At 42.4% G+C, this 17,428-nt stretch carries 21 protein-coding genes; 18 read left to right on the forward strand and 3 right to left on the reverse strand.

The window, feature by feature from the left end:
* Positions 1 to 3 precede the first annotated feature (3 nt).
* The 14 genes from DACET_RS16445 (at position 4) to DACET_RS15975 (ending at position 12,236) form a co-directional block, all read left to right on the forward strand.
* Positions 4 to 816, forward strand: a complete 813-nt coding sequence (locus DACET_RS16445; RefSeq protein WP_013010652.1) for a YggT family protein — start codon at positions 4 to 6, stop codon at positions 814 to 816.
* Positions 816 to 1,817 carry a potassium channel family protein gene (locus tag DACET_RS06820; protein WP_013010653.1) on the forward strand — a complete coding sequence of 334 codons (1,002 nt, stop codon included), beginning with the start codon at positions 816 to 818 and terminating at the stop codon, positions 1,815 to 1,817. Before DACET_RS16445 ends, DACET_RS06820 begins: the two co-directional genes overlap by 1 nt.
* Before the next feature lie 6 nt (positions 1,818 to 1,823).
* Positions 1,824 to 2,798, forward strand: coding sequence for a PIN/TRAM domain-containing protein (locus DACET_RS06825; protein ID WP_013010654.1), 975 nt, complete (start codon positions 1,824 to 1,826; stop codon positions 2,796 to 2,798).
* A complete protein-coding gene (ispD, locus tag DACET_RS06830) occupies positions 2,795 to 3,472 on the forward strand; it encodes a 2-C-methyl-D-erythritol 4-phosphate cytidylyltransferase (protein ID WP_013010655.1) in 678 nt (225 codons plus the stop codon). The genes DACET_RS06825 and ispD overlap by 4 nt, the downstream gene beginning before the upstream one ends.
* A gap of 108 nt (positions 3,473 to 3,580) precedes the next feature.
* Entirely contained in the window at positions 3,581 to 4,222 is a 642-nt protein-coding gene (locus tag DACET_RS06835; protein WP_013010656.1) for a site-2 protease family protein, read from the forward strand.
* A 15-nt stretch (positions 4,223 to 4,237) separates the two neighbouring features.
* Positions 4,238 to 5,218, forward strand: coding sequence for a tryptophan--tRNA ligase (trpS, locus tag DACET_RS06840; RefSeq protein WP_013010657.1), 981 nt, complete (start codon positions 4,238 to 4,240; stop codon positions 5,216 to 5,218).
* A complete protein-coding gene (locus DACET_RS06845; protein WP_013010658.1) occupies positions 5,215 to 5,943 on the forward strand; it encodes a segregation and condensation protein A in 729 nt (242 codons plus the stop codon). The genes trpS and DACET_RS06845 overlap by 4 nt, the downstream gene beginning before the upstream one ends.
* Positions 5,936 to 6,454 (forward strand): SMC-Scp complex subunit ScpB, encoded by a 519-nt coding sequence (gene scpB / locus DACET_RS06850; RefSeq protein WP_013010659.1) that lies wholly within the window; start codon positions 5,936 to 5,938, stop codon positions 6,452 to 6,454. The genes DACET_RS06845 and scpB overlap by 8 nt, the downstream gene beginning before the upstream one ends.
* On the forward strand, positions 6,451 to 7,140 hold the full coding sequence (locus DACET_RS06855; protein WP_013010660.1) for a pseudouridine synthase: 690 nt from the start codon (positions 6,451 to 6,453) through the stop codon (positions 7,138 to 7,140). Before scpB ends, DACET_RS06855 begins: the two co-directional genes overlap by 4 nt.
* Complete coding sequence (gene queD / locus DACET_RS06860; RefSeq protein ID WP_013010661.1) at positions 7,140 to 7,508, forward strand: 6-carboxytetrahydropterin synthase QueD; 369 nt, start codon at positions 7,140 to 7,142, stop codon at positions 7,506 to 7,508. The genes DACET_RS06855 and queD overlap by 1 nt, the downstream gene beginning before the upstream one ends.
* A gap of 105 nt (positions 7,509 to 7,613) precedes the next feature.
* Positions 7,614 to 9,788 (forward strand): sensor histidine kinase, encoded by a 2,175-nt coding sequence (locus DACET_RS06865; protein ID WP_013010662.1) that lies wholly within the window; start codon positions 7,614 to 7,616, stop codon positions 9,786 to 9,788.
* The gene (locus DACET_RS06870; protein WP_013010663.1) at positions 9,789 to 11,144 is read left to right on the forward strand and encodes a sigma-54-dependent transcriptional regulator; all 1,356 of its coding nucleotides are present in this window, start codon (positions 9,789 to 9,791) and stop codon (positions 11,142 to 11,144) included. It begins immediately after the preceding gene.
* 18 nt (positions 11,145 to 11,162) lie between these two features.
* Positions 11,163 to 11,639 (forward strand): hypothetical protein, encoded by a 477-nt coding sequence (locus DACET_RS06875; RefSeq protein ID WP_013010664.1) that lies wholly within the window; start codon positions 11,163 to 11,165, stop codon positions 11,637 to 11,639.
* A 246-nt stretch (positions 11,640 to 11,885) separates the two neighbouring features.
* Entirely contained in the window at positions 11,886 to 12,236 is a 351-nt protein-coding gene (locus DACET_RS15975; RefSeq protein ID WP_083772366.1) for a YoaP domain-containing protein, read from the forward strand.
* Here DACET_RS15975 and DACET_RS06885 read toward each other — a convergent pair.
* From DACET_RS06885 to DACET_RS06900, 3 genes are all read right to left on the reverse strand, one after another.
* Positions 12,205 to 12,579 carry a hypothetical protein gene (locus tag DACET_RS06885; RefSeq protein WP_052293514.1) on the reverse strand — a complete coding sequence of 125 codons (375 nt, stop codon included), beginning with the start codon at positions 12,577 to 12,579 and terminating at the stop codon, positions 12,205 to 12,207. The genes DACET_RS15975 and DACET_RS06885 overlap by 32 nt on opposite strands.
* Positions 12,580 to 12,609: 30 nt before the next feature.
* Positions 12,610 to 13,703, reverse strand: a protein-coding gene (locus DACET_RS06890) for an IS3 family transposase (protein WP_148214147.1) whose coding sequence is annotated in 2 segments (ribosomal slippage) — positions 12,610 to 13,442 and positions 13,442 to 13,703 — 1,095 coding nt in all. Because the reading frame shifts where the segments join, the coding sequence is not laid out codon by codon here.
* Positions 13,704 to 13,756: 53 nt separating this feature from the next.
* A complete protein-coding gene (locus DACET_RS06900; RefSeq protein WP_052293515.1) occupies positions 13,757 to 14,173 on the reverse strand; it encodes a class I SAM-dependent methyltransferase in 417 nt (138 codons plus the stop codon).
* 66 nt (positions 14,174 to 14,239) lie between these two features.
* Between DACET_RS06900 and DACET_RS06905 the strand changes: the two genes are divergently transcribed.
* The 4 genes from DACET_RS06905 (at position 14,240) to dinB (ending at position 17,346) form a co-directional block, all read left to right on the forward strand.
* Positions 14,240 to 15,034: an AraC family transcriptional regulator gene (locus DACET_RS06905; RefSeq protein ID WP_211204110.1), complete on the forward strand. Its 795-nt coding sequence runs from the start codon at positions 14,240 to 14,242 to the stop codon at positions 15,032 to 15,034.
* 122 nt (positions 15,035 to 15,156) lie between these two features.
* Positions 15,157 to 15,762 carry a transcriptional repressor LexA gene (lexA, locus tag DACET_RS06910; RefSeq protein ID WP_013010666.1) on the forward strand — a complete coding sequence of 202 codons (606 nt, stop codon included), beginning with the start codon at positions 15,157 to 15,159 and terminating at the stop codon, positions 15,760 to 15,762.
* A gap of 127 nt (positions 15,763 to 15,889) precedes the next feature.
* A complete protein-coding gene (locus tag DACET_RS06915) occupies positions 15,890 to 16,141 on the forward strand; it encodes a hypothetical protein (protein ID WP_013010667.1) in 252 nt (83 codons plus the stop codon).
* Positions 16,138 to 17,346, forward strand: a complete 1,209-nt coding sequence (gene dinB / locus DACET_RS06920) for a DNA polymerase IV (RefSeq protein WP_013010668.1) — start codon at positions 16,138 to 16,140, stop codon at positions 17,344 to 17,346. The genes DACET_RS06915 and dinB overlap by 4 nt, the downstream gene beginning before the upstream one ends.
* The last annotated feature ends 82 nt before the right edge of the window (positions 17,347 to 17,428 follow it).

Raw genomic sequence — 17,428 nt, forward strand, 5'->3', positions numbered from 1 at the left:
ATTATGGGACTTTTACAATCGGTTATAAAATTTTATCTCGTGGTTCTTATGTTCAGATCTGCTATGACAAGACAGGAGCTTTATTTCAATCCACTGGGCAAACTGGTGGCAAAAATGACAGACCCTGTCCTTGAGAAGGCTTTTAAACTGACCAAAAAAGGTGCGGATAATATTCTGCCGATTTTTTTAGTACTGGCAGTTTTGTTGGACGGTCTGGTGATCTTTATGCTTACCGGGTACGGCATTATTATAGCTTTACTGGCTGGGTTGGCGGACATTCTGACTTTCCTTATGCTTTTTTATATTGTCAGCACTATTCTGGGCGGTTTTGCCGGTAATGCCAGCATGACGCATTATGCCATGTTTTTTAAACGTATTGCTTCATTTTGGGTAAAGCTGACCAGAACATTTTTCCCTATTAAAAGTAACGGAATCATACTGCCTGCTGTGATTATAATTTTTGCCTTTTTTACACTTGCAATAGCAGGGGTTAATATTGGCTATCAGACAGTAACTTCCGGTATAAACCCCGTGGCATCCATAATGAGTGCCGCAAGAAGCAACCTGCTGTCTGTTGCCGGTCTGCTGGATATTTTTGTATGGCTGGTCATTATAAGGGCTCTCATGAGCTGGGTAAGCCCTGATCCGCGCAACCCTGTGGTTCAGATAATTCACTCGCTCACTGAGCCTGTGATGGAACCTTTTAGAAAAATTATTCCCACTATCGGGGCGATAGATATCAGCCCCATGGTACTAATATTTGTAGTATACTTCCTTAAAACATTGTTAGTACGTTTAGTGGGGATTATCTTCTGATGTCAGATTCGAAATTAAAATTCGTATGGGTCGGCGCATTTCTGATACTCGCAACTATGCTGATCGGTGTTGCAGGGTATGTTGCCATAGAGAAAGCGAGCATCATTGATGCTCTTTATATGACCGTAATCACAGTGTCAACTGTTGGGTTTGGTGAGGTTATACCTCTCTCCCAGCTGGGTAAGCTGTTTACAATTGTTCTTATCATTCTCGGGACAGGTACTCTGGCTTATACGGCGTCCCAGTTTGTTGACTATGTTGTTGCAGGTGAGCTCCGCAACATGTTCGGGAGAAAGAAGATGCAAAACAAAATCGAAGCGCTGGAAGATCATTATATCCTCTGCGGTTTCGGCAGAATGGGACGGATTATTGCAGAAATTCTTGCAGAGAACAATCTCCCTTTTGTTATTGTTGATCCGGCTCCCAGACAGAGCGAATCATCCGACAACCAATATCTTTTTGTAACTGGTGATGCTACTCATGAAAGTGTCCTGATAAAAGCAGGCATACTCCATGCAAAGGGGCTGATAACCGTTGTGGATCAGGATGTGACTAACCTGTATATCGTCATAACGGCAAAAGGGCTCAGCAAAGACCTTTATGTAGTTACCAAATGTGCTCAGGAAGAGGCTTACAGTAAGCTTATGTGGGCTGGTGCAGACAAGATTGTCTCTCCATACACAATAGGCGGCAAAAGTATTGCCCAGAGCATCATAAAGCCCAACGTCACAAACTTTGTTGAGATGGCAATGGGGCATTCAGGCTATCACATTATGGTCGATGAAGTTCTTGTAAAAGAGAACTCGCACATCAGTGAAAAAATGATAAAAGACTCAAACATACGCAGTCACGGGATAATAATTGTTGCTATCAATAAGAAGAACAAAGGATTTGTTTTTAACCCCGGACCTGATGAAATATTGACTGCGGGAGACACAGTTATAGCCCTCGGGAGAAAAGAGGACTTTGAGTCTCTTCAGAATTATATTGAAAGAGGATAAGATATTATGTGGATTTTCAGAATAATTTACGCCATTTTCATATTGGTGATCTTTGTCTTTACCAGAGACAAAGTCGACATCACTATGGAACAGGCTGTGTTGTATTCCCTTGGAGTTATTTTTGCGATTGTATTTATAGAAACTTTACTTTCTGATATTAAAAGCTACCGTTTTTTCAGCGGAGCTGCCGGAGCTCTTATATTCTTAATAATAGGCTATTATCTCGCTTCTATTTTTGCTGCTTATTTCACAAGTGATGCTCTCAGGTTAGCCTTTTACGTCTTTGTAATCTATGTGGGTGTAATGATAGGGCAGAAGTCGTCGTGGATTGTCGAAGGCGTTATATCTCTTATAACGATTAAGCAGCCTAAACAGCCGAAATACTCTTCCTGCCCGAAAGTGCTTGATACCTCAACCCTGATCGACGGGCGTATAGCGGATATAGTTGAAACAGGTGTACTGGAAGGTGCTCTTGTTATCCCTACATTTGTCTTGAAAGAGCTTCAGAATATAGCAGACTCTCACGACCACCTGCGCAGGCAGAAAGGGCGCAGAGGCCTTAATGTACTTAAACGCCTTCAGGAGCAGACTATAATTCCTGTTGATATCAATAATACTGATTTTACTGACATAGGGACTGTTGATGAGAAGCTTGTTGCCCTTGCTAAAAAGCAGAAGGCAAGCATTATCACTACAGATTTTAATCTGCTTAAGGTTTCGGAGATACAGCAGATATTTGCCCTGAATATTAATACCCTTGCAATGGCAATGCGCCAGACTGTTCTCCCCGGAGAAGACTTTGAAATAAATGTCGTTAAAGACGGGAAAGAGCAGAATCAGGGAGTTGGTTATCTTGACGATGGTACAATGGTTGTTGTAGAGAATGGACGCAGGCTTATAGGAAAGACAGTTAAAGTGTCTGTAACAAGCCTCCTTCAGACTGAGTCAGGACGAATCATATTTACTAAGGTGAGAAATTGAGTGTAACGGCAGTCATCCCCGCAGCGGGGATAGGTAAAAGATTTGCCAGTGATGTTAAGAAGCAGTTCTTTGCCATATTTGACAATACCGTTCTTTACTATACGCTTACAGCATTAAACAGGGCTTACCCTTTTCAGGAGTTCATCCTGGGGGCGAGCCCGTCTGATTATGAATATATTGAGCATCAGCTTGCTATGGTCGGGATTGAAAACTACAGGATAGTGCAGGGCGGCTCTGAGAGGTTCGAGACTGTATATAACTGTATAAAAGTGGTAAGGTCTGACTCTGTACTGATACATGATGCGGTACGACCATTCATTACAACAGAGCTTGTGCATTCTGTTATAGATGCTTCTCTTAAGACAGGTTCCTCTATATGCGGGCTCAAGGTGCGGGACACACTTAAAAAAATTAACGGAGAAACGGTTGAAGGCACTGTTAACCGTGACGAATATATTTTGTCTCATACCCCGCAGGTCTTCAGGACATCAACACTGATAAAAGCTGTTGAGAATGCATCAGAATTTGATATAGCTGTCACAGATGAGGCGCAGGCAATAGAGCTCTTTCGTAAGAAAGTTGCATGGGTTCCGTCTACGCCGGATAATATCAAACTGACATACACAGAAGACATCGCTATAGCAGAAAGTCTTGTGCAGAAATATTTCGGCTGAGCTTGTCAAAATCTTCTGAGGACATATCTTAAACTTCAATTTAACGGGCGCTGTTCCGGTGCCTTGCAAACTCTTTGACTTGATGATAAATAGGTGGTAAAAATACTGATGGATATACAAATAGCCGAATACGTAAGATTTATTACTCTTGCATTGATCCCATTTATGCTCGCAATAACCGTTCATGAATATTCCCACGGTCTCAGTGCGTATATGCTGGGGGACGATACTGCTAAGAGAGCGGGGCGGCTTACCTTGAACCCTCTCTCACACATAGACCCTCTTGGCATACTCTTTCTGCTCGTTACAAGGCTCTTCGGATGGGCAAAGCCTGTCCCTGTAAATTTCGGCAGACTGGAAAAAAACAGCAAATACGGCCCCGCAATAGTATCTTTTGCAGGTCCTTTCTCAAATTTGCTCCTTGCGATAATTTCAGCAGTTGTTTTGCATTTTGTTTCAAACATAGAGGTAGCCAGAGGCTCAGTTGCGATGAAAATTCTGGTGCCTGTTGTGGGAATGCTCTCCCTCTCGGTACGTATAAACATAGCACTCTTTGTCTTCAACCTGCTGCCTATTCCGCCTTTGGACGGGGGACGGATTGTTCAGTCACTTCTGCCTTATAATCAGGCGGTGGCATTTTCAAAGATCGAGAGATACGGTTTTATCATACTTATTGTGCTCTTTCTTACACGTACAATTGATGCTATTATAATTCCCATTATACGCTTTTTTTTACAAATTCTACTATAGAGGTAATTACATATCATGGATAAAGTTTTAAGTGGAATGCGCCCGACCGGCAGACTGCATATTGGTCATTATTTCGGTGCGCTTAAGAACTGGGTAGACCTTCAGGACAAGTATGACTGTAACTATTTTGTCGCTGACTGGCACGCCCTTACCACAAACTATGAAGCACCTGAAAATATTATTGAAAACAGGAAACAGCTTGTGCTGGACTGGCTTAGTGTCGGGCTTGACCCCGAAAAATGCACTATGTTTGTCCAGTCACATAACATATACCATGCGGAGCTGTCTATGCTGCTGTCAATGATCACTCCTGTGCCGTGGCTGGAACGATGCCCGACATACAAAGAGATCAAGCAGGAGCAGGCGAATAAAGATTTGTCTAACCTCGGTTTCCTCAGCTACCCAGTGATTATGACTTCGGATATAATCATGTACGGAGCAAAGTATGTTCCTGTTGGTGAAGACCAGCTGCCCCATATCGAGATATCCAGAGAGATAGTGCGCAGATTTCACCACCTTTATAACTGTGAGGTTTTTGAGGAACCAAAAGGGCTTCTTACAGAAGTTCCGAGACTTCCGGGGCTTGACGGACGCAAAATGAGCAAGAGCTACGGCAATGCCATAATGCTTTCCGAAGATTTGAAAGAAGTTGAAAAAAAGATCAAGCGGATGCTGACAGACACTAACCGCAAGCGCCTTACAGACCCGGGCAATCCTGAAGTCTGTCCGGTTTTTGACTATCATAAAGTTTTCAGCACAGAAGATGAGCGTGCAGAGATCACCGAAGGCTGCACCAAGGCAACTATGGGCTGCATGGACTGCAAAAAGATTCTTATGAAACATATGTTTGCTCTCCTTGAGCCTATTCAGGAGCGCAGGAATAAGTTTGAAGCAGAAATAGATGACATCGACGAATTTCTTCAGCCGATGCAGAAAAAAGCTGTGGCACAGGCAGAGGAGATGATGATTAAAGTGAGGAAAGCACTCCAGATATGAGCAGGCTCCTTGACGTCCGGCTGGAAAATTTCGAAGGTCCTTTGGATCTTCTTATCCACCTGATATACAAAAATGAACTGAATATCTATGACATACCTATCGCATTTATAGCGGAGCAGTTTGTTGTCGCCGTAAATGAGATGGAAAAGCTTGATATTGAGGTTGCCGCTGAATTTATAAATATGGCATCATATCTCATATACCTGAAGTCCAGAATGCTTCTGCCGAAGGACATATACGCAGAAGAGGAGATGGACCCTGAGGAAGAGAAATTTCTTCTCACTCAAAGGCTGGTTGAATACTCGTTTTACAAAGATGTTGCAGAAAATCTCCGTGTATTAGAGGTTGAGGCTGGAAAACAGCTTATGCGCTCATCTACGATATACATTCCGAAAGAGCAGATGCAGACTGAGGACCCTTACAGTATTGCAAATGCTTTTTTCTCACTTCTGGAGAAGTCGAATGTTAAACCTATGAAGATGAAGAAAGACATTGTGGATGTCACGGATGTTATAGAGAAGATCAAAGAGATAGTTTTTGAAAAGAATAAACTCTTTTGGACAGATATAGTTAAAACCTGTGTAAACAAAAGAGAAGTAGTGATATCACTGCTTGCTGTGCTGGAGCTTATGCGTCTTAAGTTCATAGAAGCCATGCAGGCAGAGACTTTCGGTGAGATAGTGATAGAAAAGTGCGCAGCAGCAGCGGAGGATGCCAATGGATAAAGAACAAAGGATTTTTTATACATCGCTCTTCCTCTCCGGCTCACCGCTGGATAAGAAGTTTTTCAGAAAGGTTTTTGACCCTATTAACCTTGAAAACAGACTTCTAAGCTATGTCGAACAGTTTAATAAGCTGGAACTCGGGATGCGTATACGAATGGTTTCCGGAGGCTATCAGATGGTCACTGATAAAGAACTTGTCGGTGCACTTGAGCCTTATTTCGGAGAAAAGACCGATGTGCTCAGCCGTGCTTCGCTTGAGACATCTGCCATTATAGCCTATAAGCAGCCTATCACGAGGATAGAGATAGACGAGATAAGAGGTGTTAATTCATCTGGAACGGTAAGATATCTGCTTGAGAAAAATATGATAAAAGTCACAGGCAGAAAAGATGTTCCGGGGAGACCTCTTTTATACAGCACTACCAAATACTTTCTAGAGTATATGGGGATAAACGACATTTCCGAACTACCAACTTTTCGGGAGTGGCAGGAGTTAAAAACAAAACAATGACTAGAATCAATAAATATCTGGCAGCACGTTCCCAGCTTTCCCGCAGAGATGCAGACAAGGCTATTGAGGAAGGACGTGTGCGCGTAAATGGAAAACTGCCGGAAGGCCCGTGGGTTCAGCTCAGCGAAAAAGATAAGGTAACTTTGGACGGAAACGACATCAGCGGTGCAGAGGACTACTTCTACTGGGCGTTTTATAAGCCGAAAAGTGTTCTTACTGCATACGGTGACGGTCACGGGAAGGATACTCTTGAGATCTACCCATTTCTGCGTGAAAAGAAGCCGGCTTACTCCGGCAGGCTTGACTATGATAGTGAAGGTCTGATCATTTTCAGCAATGACGGTGATTTTATACGCAGACTTCAGAGAGCCGAAGAGAAAGTTGAGAAAGAGTATATCGTTACTGTCAACCGTGTCCTTAAAAAAGGCGAAATGGATGACCTGCGTAAAGGTATTGTTTATGAAGGGATAAGATACCGTGAATGTATCGTTGAACAGCACTCCCACGACAGATATCAGGTTGTTCTGCACGAGGGCAAAAAGAGACAGATCAGACATATGTTCCGTAACTTCGGCATAAGAGTCAAAAAGCTTAAAAGAGTACGCATCGGTTCTGTCAATCTCAACGAACTTCAGCCTGGGGAATTCAGAGAGTTTTCCCCGAAAGAGATGAGGGAGATGCTTTAATGTATAAAGTACGTGTTGTGATGTCCTTCGGTGGGGCACACAACCTTCGCAATTATAATGGTAAATGCGAAAATCTGCACGGGCATAACTGGAAAGTTGAGGCTTACCTTAAAGGTGATGAACTGAACGAAACAGAGATGCTCGTGGACTTTACGATAATGAAGAAGCGCCTGAAAGAGATACTTGAGACCCTCGACCATAAATACCTTAACGAACAGGTGGAGTTTTTTAAAGTTAATAACCCCACCAGCGAAAACATAGCCAGATATATTTATCAGGGGCTTAAAGAGACATTCGGAAAGCTCACAGACAGGGTTGCTGTATGGGAAACTGATATTCAGGCGGCGGAATACTGGGAGCAGGAGTGATTATCTGCTATAATATCCTATTAAACCTGTAAGGTGATGAATGTTTCTGCTTATCAACAATAAACTTAGCAATGACAGGCTCTCCGGTTATAAAACCTGATAGATATGATAAAATTCAAATTTAAAAAGAACGAAAAAGAACAGCAGGGCGACATTAACATTAAGAAACTGGCAGTCTATAGCCTGATGGTTGCCGTGCTTCTGCTGGTGAACTTCTTTGCAGGGTCAAAGATAGTCAACACCAGCTTCCCCTGGTATTCAAACGTTTCTATCTTTCTGCTTATAAATATCAATATAATTCTTCTCCTTGTTGTGCTGATACTTATCTTTAGAAATCTTGGCAAATTGTTTATAGACAGGAAGAAAAACCTATTCGGAACTCGTCTTCAGGGGAAACTTGTCATATTCTCAACGCTTATTGCCGTGGTTCCTGTTCTTGTAGTTTTTATATTTTCCAGCTCCATCATAAACAACAGCATCGACAAATGGTTTGATGCCCAGATAGAACAGGCTCTGAAAAGCTCCATTGATCTGATGCAGAAATATCAGAACAGACTCGAAAAAGACATTGTGGAACAAAGTGACATCCTCTCCGGCTTTATCTCTTCCGGTGAGTACCTATTTAAAACAAAATATGACCAGCTGGAAGAATTTACAGCTAACTACATAGATAAAAACCGGATCGACGGCATAGCAGTATATAATAATCAGAATATACGCATTTCATCTCAGGAGAAATCCTTCTTTTACTTTAATACGTTTGTTAATGAAAGCATCATAAAAGACATATTGGAAAAGAAATCAATTGCCCGCTACGAGTTCGTAGGTAACGATCAGATCTACTGGGTAGGGCACCCCATATTTTCTAATAAGAGCAACAATATCGTAATTGGTGCTCTGTTTATCTATAAGCTTGTACCCGTTAATGAAGCGGACAAAGTTACAAAGATTCTGGACTCATACAACAACTACCGTCAGACAAAGTTTTTTGCTGAGCCGGTTAAGAATTCTTATAAGATACTACTGGTTCTCATAACTCTCCTCGTGGTTTTTGCGGGTATATGGGGGAGTCTTGTTTATGCCAAAAGCATTACAAAGCCCATAGAGCTGCTCGCTGCGGCATCTGTGGAAGTTTCAAAAGGTAACCTGAATATTGAGGTGGATGTACAAGGAGATGATGAGCTTGCTTTTATGACCCGGGCTTTCAACTCTATGGTAAAACGTCTTAAAATGCATAATGACGAGCTTAATCTTAAAAATGAAAAGCTGTCGGAAATGTTTATGCAGATAGCTCGTGACAACCAGTATATAGATTCTATTTTTAAAAATGTTAAGTCAGCTATATTTTACTATACCAGCCGTCTGGAACCTCTGAAAACAAATGACTACGCAGAAGAGATTCTCCGTTATGCAGAGGCAGAATTTAATGACCACGTTCTGATCCCTGCGTCTGTCTTTGTCGCTGCGGATGAACGGGAGTTTGAGTTTCAGATTGAGATGATGATAGAAGGGGAGATGCGCACTCTCACTGCCAATATTACCAAAATTTATGATCACGAAGGGAAAGCGGAAAACCTTGTTATCGTTCTGGACGATATAACAGACCTGCTGAATTTTCAGCGGGTTAATATATGGAAAGAGATAGCAACCCGTATTGCCCACGAAATAAAAAACCCGCTGACACCAATCAAGCTCACTGCGGAACGTGTACACAAGAAGACTTCCGCAGGCGGTGATACTCAGGATTTTATCATAAGCAGCATGGAGACCATCATTAATGAAGTGGAAGGTTTGCAGACTATGGTAAATGAATTTAACATGTTTGCCAGACTCCCCGAGCTCAAAAAGGATGTGTTCCCTCTGTGCGTATTTCTTGATGAAGTTGCTTCTTTTTATACAGCATCACACCCGAATGTACATATAGATATTGACTGTGAAGATATAGAGATGTTCGGAGACAGACCGCAGCTTAAGCGTGTGTTCATAAACCTTATGAGCAACTCAATTGATGCAATGGTAAATAATACTGGATCCATAAGCATATCTGCTGTTGAAAATCAGGACAGATTAAGGATAATATACGAAGACTCAGGAAAGGGGATTCCGTCGGAAGACCTGCACCGGATATTCATACCCTATTTCAGTAAAAAACCTGACGGAACCGGACTTGGGCTTGCGATAGTTAAAAAAATTATCGAGGTTCATAACGGGACTGTTATTGCTGAAAGTGAATATGGCAAATATACAAGATTTATTATGGAATTCCATAAGGCAGTATAAATGGCAAACATACTTATAATTGATGACGAGAAAAGTATCTGTACAACCATTCAGGGGATTTTGGAAGACGAAGGCTATACGGCAGACTACGCACTGACCTTCTGTGATGGTTTTAAAAAACTTAAAGATGGTTCCTTTGATATACTTTTTCTTGATATATGGCTTCCTGACAGGGACGGCATAGATGGTCTGAAAGAGATCAAGAAATATTTTCCAGAACTAGAGGTTGTGATAATAAGCGGACACGGCAATATTGAAAATGCTGTTGAAGCTATCAGAGTAGGGGCTTATGACTTTCTTGAAAAGCCGCTGTCTCTTGAGAGAATATTGCTCATTGTCAAGCATTTACAGGATAAGTTTCAACTGATGCGTGACCTTCGTGAATCACGTGGTGACCAGCTGAAAAAATACGATCTGATAGGCACTAGCAAACCTCTGCTTGATCTGCGTAAAAAAATAGAAAAGATAGCACCAACAAATGCATGGGTCATGATCACAGGCGAAAACGGCACAGGGAAGGAGCATGTTGCGAGACTTATACATATGCTTTCCAAACGCTCAAGAAATTCTTTTGTAGAGATCAACTGCGCCGCAATCCCTTCCGAGCTGCTGGAAAGTGAGATGTTCGGACATGAAAAGGGAGCATTTACCGGTGCTCATATGGCGAAAAAAGGGAAGTTTGAAGAGGGGGACAATGGTACTGTTTTTCTTGACGAAATTGGAGATATGGAAATGTCGGCACAAGCGAAACTGCTGCGTGTCCTTGAAAATAATACATTTTCCCGTGTCGGAGGCAATGCCTCTGTTTCTTCTGATTTCCGCCTGATAACAGCGACAAATAAAGAGCTTGAGGATGAGATCTCTGACGGTAATTTCCGTGAAGATCTTTACTATCGTATAAATGTAGTTCCGCTTGTCGTTCCGCCCCTGCGTGAAAGGCATGACGATATACCTCTGTTAGTAAACCATTTTATCAAAGAAGCCTGCTCTTTCAACGGAATAGAACTAAAAAAAGTTGACGAAGAACTTATGCATCTGTTTGTTCAGTTTGAGTGGCCGGGTAACGTTCGCCAGCTCAAAAACCTTGTTGAACGCATGGTTGTACTATCTGAAGACAGTGTAATGAGTCTTGACGACGCTCCTGATTTTATACAGGGGAAACACTTTCCTCAGAAAAGTTATGATGTAGAGTATGAATATCCTCTGAAACATGCGAAAGAAAATTTTGAAAAACACTATATACTCAACATCTTACAGAATAATGACTGGAATATAAGCCGTTCGGCTCGTATTCTCGAGATAGAGAGGACATATCTTCATAGAAAAATTAAAGCCTACGGCATCGAAAAATCTTAATAATCAAAAGGAAATATAATGATCAAATACCTGATGGGATCTGTGATAGTCCTCATTCTCGCATATTTTGTAGTTACATTAAGTGTTAAACAAACCGGAGTCACTGATAAGTTTGATAAAGCTATGGATGTTCCTATTGGCGAATTCAGCTCTATGGGGATACGCAAGGCAGACGTTGAAGAGGACGGCTATATCCTCTATATGGACAATCTGAACCTTTACGAAAGCAGAGATAAACACGGAACCAACTGTTTTACTAATTTAGAAATATATTTCCCTAAGAAAAAGAATGCCAAGCTGGTTATGAAACTACGTTATAACGTCGGAGTTTTTCTCGCCAAGCCACTTCGTGAGATGACTGCAAAAGAGGCTCTGACACCGGAAGGGCAGACGGCAATGATAAAGTCACTCAAAAATGGCTATGCTGAAAACTATGGTATAGAAAATATGACAAAAGTTGTAATGAAGGATTTCACCTGCCAAGAACTCGACTGAGGTGATTTCTGAATATCATACGGAAAGATTTCAGGATGGGTATGTATTTCGGAAAGCTGACGTCAGAGGGAAAGCCTTCATAGAATATGTTCCGGCTGTTAATGCGTGGAGCCCTCTGGATGCTGACGGGATGAATGGGGTCGTTGTTGTTACAACTAATAAAAAGAAGCCCTTCGTTTCTGATAAAAATTTCTTTCTTAAAAACGGCTTTAAAGTCTGCGACACAGCAGAACCATATTTTGAGCTATGTATAAACCCTTCGACAAGTCAGCTCCTCTGCCTAAGTTTAAAGACTGCGCCAGAAATGGGGGGTGTGACATAACTGAGGGGCTTGCTGTTTACTATACCGATGCCTGCCCCTATAACGACTATTACATAAATATCGTTCTCAAAGAGCTTGCAGCTCAGGCTAATAAAAAACTGACAATAGTAAAGCTGGATTCAAAAACAGCGGCACAAAGCCATTTTGTACCGCATACGTTATATTCGTTGTTCGAAGACGGAAAGTCTGTTACACAGCAAGTTCTTTCTGAGAGAAGTTTCAGAAGATTTATCAGAGCTCGATCTATAGCTTATATCCCATGTAAACACCGATAGGTACAGTGTAAATTATCTCATCACCGGATCTCCTTGCATTAATGCCCAGCCTGTTAACGCCTATGTCATTAGTAATCATATCTCGCAGAGTTTTTTCGTCACCTTCAGCAGGGAAAGATGCTCTGATTTGTGATTCCAGCTCTATGTCTATCTCGTAACTTGTCTGGGTGCAATTCTGAAGGCTGTCAGTCTGAAATAATTTATAAAATTCTTCTGTCGTCAGAGCATGAGTATGGGTTGGGTCACGTATAATTTCAAGTTTATCATAGGCTGCTGAGTGCTCAGGGTTTAAAGCCACATCAGCAACTAGAACCCTCCCTTCGGGCTTGCAGACTCTTATCATCTCGTAAGCTTCCCCTTGAGGAGGACAGTTCTAAACTAGAGTTTTCTGTTTCTTCATCATATATTCTATCGGTGTCATATCGTCAAGAGCATCGTGTGGACGTTCCTCGTTGTACTCAATCATCCACCAGTAGGTAACTTCCCTTACCTCTGCTAAATTATCAAACAGATACAGGTCAAGAACCTCAGTACGATAAGTTCTGTTAAATCTCTCTATGTAGGCGTTCTGGTTCGGTTTGCCTGGCTGGATATACATAATCTTCATTCCAGCATCTTCAGCCCAAGACACGAACTCTGCCCCCAGAAACTCTGGGCCATTATCGCATCTAAGTACTTCCGGTAATCCTCTCTCTAGGCTGATCTTCTCAAATACGCTGATAAGCCTTCTGCTTGTAAGAGAAGTATCTATCTCAATGTGCACTGCTTCCCTGTTGCAATCGTCTATGATATTAAACGTCCTGAATCTTTTTCCAGAATACAGGCTGTCACTTACAAAGTCTGCTGACCAAACCTGATTAGGCAGTTCTGGCACAAACAGAGAATTATTCTCCCTTTTAGGCAGTCTTTTCTTTGCCCTGCGCTTCTGATTAAGCTTCATCTGGCAGTAAACCCTGTAGACTCGTTTATGATTCCAAGGATACTTCTTCCTAAGCACCTTAAAGAGCTTCCAGAAGCCCCAACGAGAGTGCTTCTTTACAAGTTCATTCAGCGCATTTATCACAAGAATATCGTCTGTATTAACAACAACAGGCTTATAATAGGCCGACCTTGAGAGACTTGCACAACGGCAGCTCTGTGAAACAGAAAGACTATGCTCATTTACCAAGAAAGTAACAGCATCACGTCTTTCCTGCGGCCTTAGAGCTTTTTTTCTATTAAGTCCTTCATTGCTTTATTTTCTAAAGCGAGGTCTGCATACATCTTTTTTAGCTGAGAAAGCTCCTGCTCCATATCTTTCATCTTTTTAAGATCAGATGCAGTCATGCCTCCGTATTTAGATTTCCAGTTGTAATATGTTGCGTCAGATATACCATGCTTACGGCAGATATCTTTTACCAGCATTCCGGCATCCGCTTCGTTAAGAATCGAGATGATCTGTGTTTCGGTGAATCGTGATTTCTTCAAAATGAGCCTCCTAGCTTTTATAGTTTGCCAGAAAAACTCTAAATTTGGAATGTCTACTCAATGGGGAAGCTTACGATCTCTTTCAGCGCTTCGCCCGGGTTCAGAAAATGGTGGAAGCTATATCTGGTTATAACCAGTGAAAATGTATTGTCTGCATATGGAAGAGGGTATGCGTCACCAATATTCCATAATATATTTCTGATACCTTTCCCTCTCTGTCTGTCCTTGGCAAGCTTTATCATCTCCGGTGTAATATCTATACCTGTTATCTCTTTACAGTGTTTTGCAAATTCGCAGACTACAAGTCCGGGACCACATGCAACGTCAATTACATTATCAGTGGCATCTACCTTGGAAAAACTTATGAGAAGCTGAGTCGCATCCATATGCCCAGGCAGTTTGGTGAAAGGTATTGCCTGTTTTGAGAATTGTTTGACTATTTCTGAGTTATGTTGTGCTTTTTTATCCATATGTTTCCTCCATGACATTTAACAGTATACATTGCTTCTGTCTGTCATTCTTGCTATGTTATGACAATGAATAGTGAAAATATGACAAAACTCTCTCCTGTTAAAACTGGGTTTATAATAGACCCCATGCTGCCTGTCATACCTTTCGCTATGGAGGTTACAGATGCGGGTTGTGCCGCATCGCACGCACACCCCAGAGGGCAGGTCATTTATGCGGGAAGCGGCATTATGCGTGTTGTATGCGGCAGTGACATGTGGGTTGTTCCCAGTTCGCAGGCTGTATGGGTTCCGCCATATGCTGAGCATGAAGTCTTTTTTCCGGGAAAAGTTATTCTGCGTAATCTTTTTATCGACCCTTCTGTTACAGAGAATTTACCGGAAACTTGTACGGTTTTTGAGGTATCGCCTCTGCTGCGGGAACTGTCGGAAAAAGCAGCCGTTGCCGAAAGCTATTCTCCGGACAGCAGTTATTACCGTCTTATGCTAGTGATAATAGACGAGCTGGCAGACATGAAAGAAACAGATGTTCGCCTACCTCTCGCAGGTGATCAGCGTCTTTTACATGTACTAAATGAGCTTTTGAAAAATCCTGGGGACAGCAGAGGGCTCGATCACTGGGCTGTGGGTGCAGGGGCAAGTTCCAGAACTCTTTCCCGACTCTTTAAAAAAGAGACCGGATTCACTTTTTATGAGTGGCGAAAGCGGCTCCGGCTTCAGGAAGCTATAAAAAGACTGGAAGCAGGGGACGATGTTACGAGTATCGCTTTTGATCTTGGCTATCAAAGTCTTAGCGCCTTTATTAAAATGTTCAGGGAATCCCTTGGTTTGCCTCCGGCTAAATTTTCCAGACAATCAAAATAATTTTGTTGACATACATCTGTATTGTATTAAAATAAATATAGGCGAACACATGTTTGCTTATATGGGAAACGGGCTGAAGCAGAGCCGCAGAAGCAACCTTTTAAAGCTATGAGAGGTGGGATATGACAGACCGACAAAAAAAATTTATGCAGTTTATCGAGGATTTTATCAGAGATAACGGATACAGCCCGTCCATACGTGAAATAGCGAAAGGGCTGGGGTTGTCGTCCACCTCCAGCGTCAAAAAAATGCTGGACAGACTCACGGAAAAAGGACTGTTGAACCGTTCCGGAAGTATCGCAAGAAGCATAGAGATGCCGAACAGAGGAATCCCCGTGGTTGGGCGAATTGTTGCCGGTGTACCTGTGGAGGCTGAAGAAAATATCGAAGGATATATGAAGCTGGATCGGCTGACAATACGCTCCGGCGGACACTTTTTTCTTAAGGTGGACGGGGACAGTATGAAGGACGAGGCTATTTTGCATGGCGACTATGTACTTATCAAGCCAGGTCCTATTATTACCAATGGTCAGATCGGTGCATTTCGCATTAATGGCGAAGTGACACTCAAAACTTTTCGACAAAACGCAGAAGGCATTTACCTTATGCCTGCAAATGAAGCTTTCGAGCCTATTCCTGTTGGCGAGTATGACGATTTCGAAGTTATAGGCACACTGAAAATGGTTCTGCGGATGGCAAACGGCGGGCATGTTTTTAACCCTGCGTAAGGTTTATTGACAGTAATAGCTTAATCGTTCTGTAGTTGATGAATCTACTCTGTTTTTATATTCATTCTGATCGCTTTTGACAGCGATGATAGTATTTTTGTAAACAAAATTAACCGGGGAGGGGGAAATGCTCTTAAATCTGCATGAGCGGGTACGTGTCGGTGCTGTTTTCGAAAGTTCCCCGAAACCCGTATGGTTCAGTTTCCACGGAGAAAAAGTTGTAGTGAAAGAGATATGCTACCGCTGGAAAGAGCGTGAAGGTGCCGATATAATACATAAATACACTGTGACCGACGGGTTCAACGTCTTCGAACTTTCCTTCAGCGCAATGGATGCCTGCTGGTATCTGGAAGCTATGGATGAAGGGGACGGTAAATGATTTTATGTATGGACATGGATGCATTTTTCGCTTCTGTGGAGCAAGCGGCAAATCCACACCTGCGCGGTAAGCCTATTGCGGTGATAGGGGCACGTGAGCGTACTGTTGTTGTTACATGTTCTTATGAGGCGCGGGCACTCGGTGTCCGTACTGGGATGAGCAAGTATGAGGCAGTAAAAGTTTGTCCGTCAGTTCAGCTTGTCTGCACCTCTAACAGAGTCTATACGCATGTATCATCAGAGATAACCAAATACCTCCGCACTATAACTCCGAATGTTGAGGTTTATTCTATAGATGAAGCTTTCTTAGATATTTCTGACTGCGGAACAGATCCTGTAGGCATTGCATATATGATCAAAAGCCATGTTAAACGTACATTTAATATTACATGCTCAGTGGGTGTCGGACCAAACAAGCTTGTAGCTAAAATGGCATCAGGGATTAATAAGCCTGACGGGTTTTATATGGTGGAACCGGACGAAGCTGTGAAATTTATGGACAGCTTTGAGCTGGGAAAGATATGGGGCATAGGACGAAAGCTTGATGCCAGATTCCGCAATATGGGTATCTTTAACACCGCAGATTTACGTCAGCTCGGTGAGGAGAGACTTTGCGAAATGTTCGGTCTAAACGGCAGCCGCATATATGAGATGGCGTGCGGCAGGTATCCTGACGGAGTTAACGAACAAAAGAAAGAAGAACCTGTTAAGTCCATAGGGCACAGCATGACAATCCCCCATGATATACGCAGCAGGGAAGAGGCAGCGAGTTATATCCTTCAGCTTTCAGAGATGGTGTCTGCCAGAGCCAGAAAAAACGGTTATTCAGGCAAAACACTTCATCTTACTATCAGAGACAGCGAAATGGGCACTGTAGGCAAAAGACGCACATTCGGTTTTTTCACGTCTGCCACGCATCACATATACGAAATAGCCATGTCGCTTTTTGATGAGCTGTGGGATGATTATCCTATAAGGCTTTTGGGAATATCTCTCGGCTCACTTGTGCCTGGGTGTGTGATGCTGTCAAATATCATGGACGACTTTCAAGGATGGCCGGATATATATGATGCGATTGATAAAATTAACGATAAATACGGAAAACAGGTTATCTCTTATGCTTCTGTCCTGAAATGTAAGAGGAGGGGAGCAAAAACGATATCCCCCGCATGGCGCCCCGAAGGAACACGCAACGTCGAATTCTGATGATATAAAGAAATTTTGAGCAGTATTATAATTATCTATGCATATCCGTAGATATATTTTTGCAGGAAAAGAAAAGGGGAAC

This window comes from Denitrovibrio acetiphilus DSM 12809 (assembly GCF_000025725.1).
Taxonomy (GTDB): Bacteria; Chrysiogenota; Deferribacteres; order Deferribacterales; family Geovibrionaceae; genus Denitrovibrio; species Denitrovibrio acetiphilus.

What these genes read in the sequence shown, in the direction of transcription:
- DACET_RS06855 (WP_013010660.1), top strand. Translation starts at nt 6,451, where the DNA reads ATGACTAGAATCAATAAATATCTGGCAGCACGTTCCCAGCTTTCCCGC.
- DACET_RS06870 (WP_013010663.1), top strand. Translation starts at nt 9,789, where the DNA reads ATGGCAAACATACTTATAATTGATGACGAGAAAAGTATCTGTACAACC.
- DACET_RS06820 (WP_013010653.1), top strand. Translation starts at nt 816, where the DNA reads ATGTCAGATTCGAAATTAAAATTCGTATGGGTCGGCGCATTTCTGATA.
- DACET_RS06835 (WP_013010656.1), top strand. Translation starts at nt 3,581, where the DNA reads ATGGATATACAAATAGCCGAATACGTAAGATTTATTACTCTTGCATTG.
- DACET_RS06915 (WP_013010667.1), top strand. Translation starts at nt 15,890, where the DNA reads ATGCTCTTAAATCTGCATGAGCGGGTACGTGTCGGTGCTGTTTTCGAA.
- DACET_RS06825 (WP_013010654.1), top strand. Translation starts at nt 1,824, where the DNA reads ATGTGGATTTTCAGAATAATTTACGCCATTTTCATATTGGTGATCTTT.
- DACET_RS16445 (WP_013010652.1), top strand. Translation starts at nt 4, where the DNA reads ATGGGACTTTTACAATCGGTTATAAAATTTTATCTCGTGGTTCTTATG.
- dinB (WP_013010668.1), top strand. Translation starts at nt 16,138, where the DNA reads ATGATTTTATGTATGGACATGGATGCATTTTTCGCTTCTGTGGAGCAA.
- DACET_RS06885 (WP_052293514.1), bottom strand. Translation starts at nt 12,579, where the DNA reads ATGATAAGAGTCTGCAAGCCCGAAGGGAGGGTTCTAGTTGCTGATGTG.
- DACET_RS06875 (WP_013010664.1), top strand. Translation starts at nt 11,163, where the DNA reads ATGATCAAATACCTGATGGGATCTGTGATAGTCCTCATTCTCGCATAT.
- DACET_RS06865 (WP_013010662.1), top strand. Translation starts at nt 7,614, where the DNA reads ATGATAAAATTCAAATTTAAAAAGAACGAAAAAGAACAGCAGGGCGAC.
- DACET_RS06845 (WP_013010658.1), top strand. Translation starts at nt 5,215, where the DNA reads ATGAGCAGGCTCCTTGACGTCCGGCTGGAAAATTTCGAAGGTCCTTTG.
- DACET_RS15975 (WP_083772366.1), top strand. Translation starts at nt 11,886, where the DNA reads ATGTATAAACCCTTCGACAAGTCAGCTCCTCTGCCTAAGTTTAAAGAC.
- lexA (WP_013010666.1), top strand. Translation starts at nt 15,157, where the DNA reads ATGACAGACCGACAAAAAAAATTTATGCAGTTTATCGAGGATTTTATC.
- scpB (WP_013010659.1), top strand. Translation starts at nt 5,936, where the DNA reads ATGGATAAAGAACAAAGGATTTTTTATACATCGCTCTTCCTCTCCGGC.
- DACET_RS06905 (WP_211204110.1), top strand. Translation starts at nt 14,240, where the DNA reads ATGAATAGTGAAAATATGACAAAACTCTCTCCTGTTAAAACTGGGTTT.
- trpS (WP_013010657.1), top strand. Translation starts at nt 4,238, where the DNA reads ATGGATAAAGTTTTAAGTGGAATGCGCCCGACCGGCAGACTGCATATT.
- DACET_RS06900 (WP_052293515.1), bottom strand. Translation starts at nt 14,173, where the DNA reads ATGGATAAAAAAGCACAACATAACTCAGAAATAGTCAAACAATTCTCA.
- queD (WP_013010661.1), top strand. Translation starts at nt 7,140, where the DNA reads ATGTATAAAGTACGTGTTGTGATGTCCTTCGGTGGGGCACACAACCTT.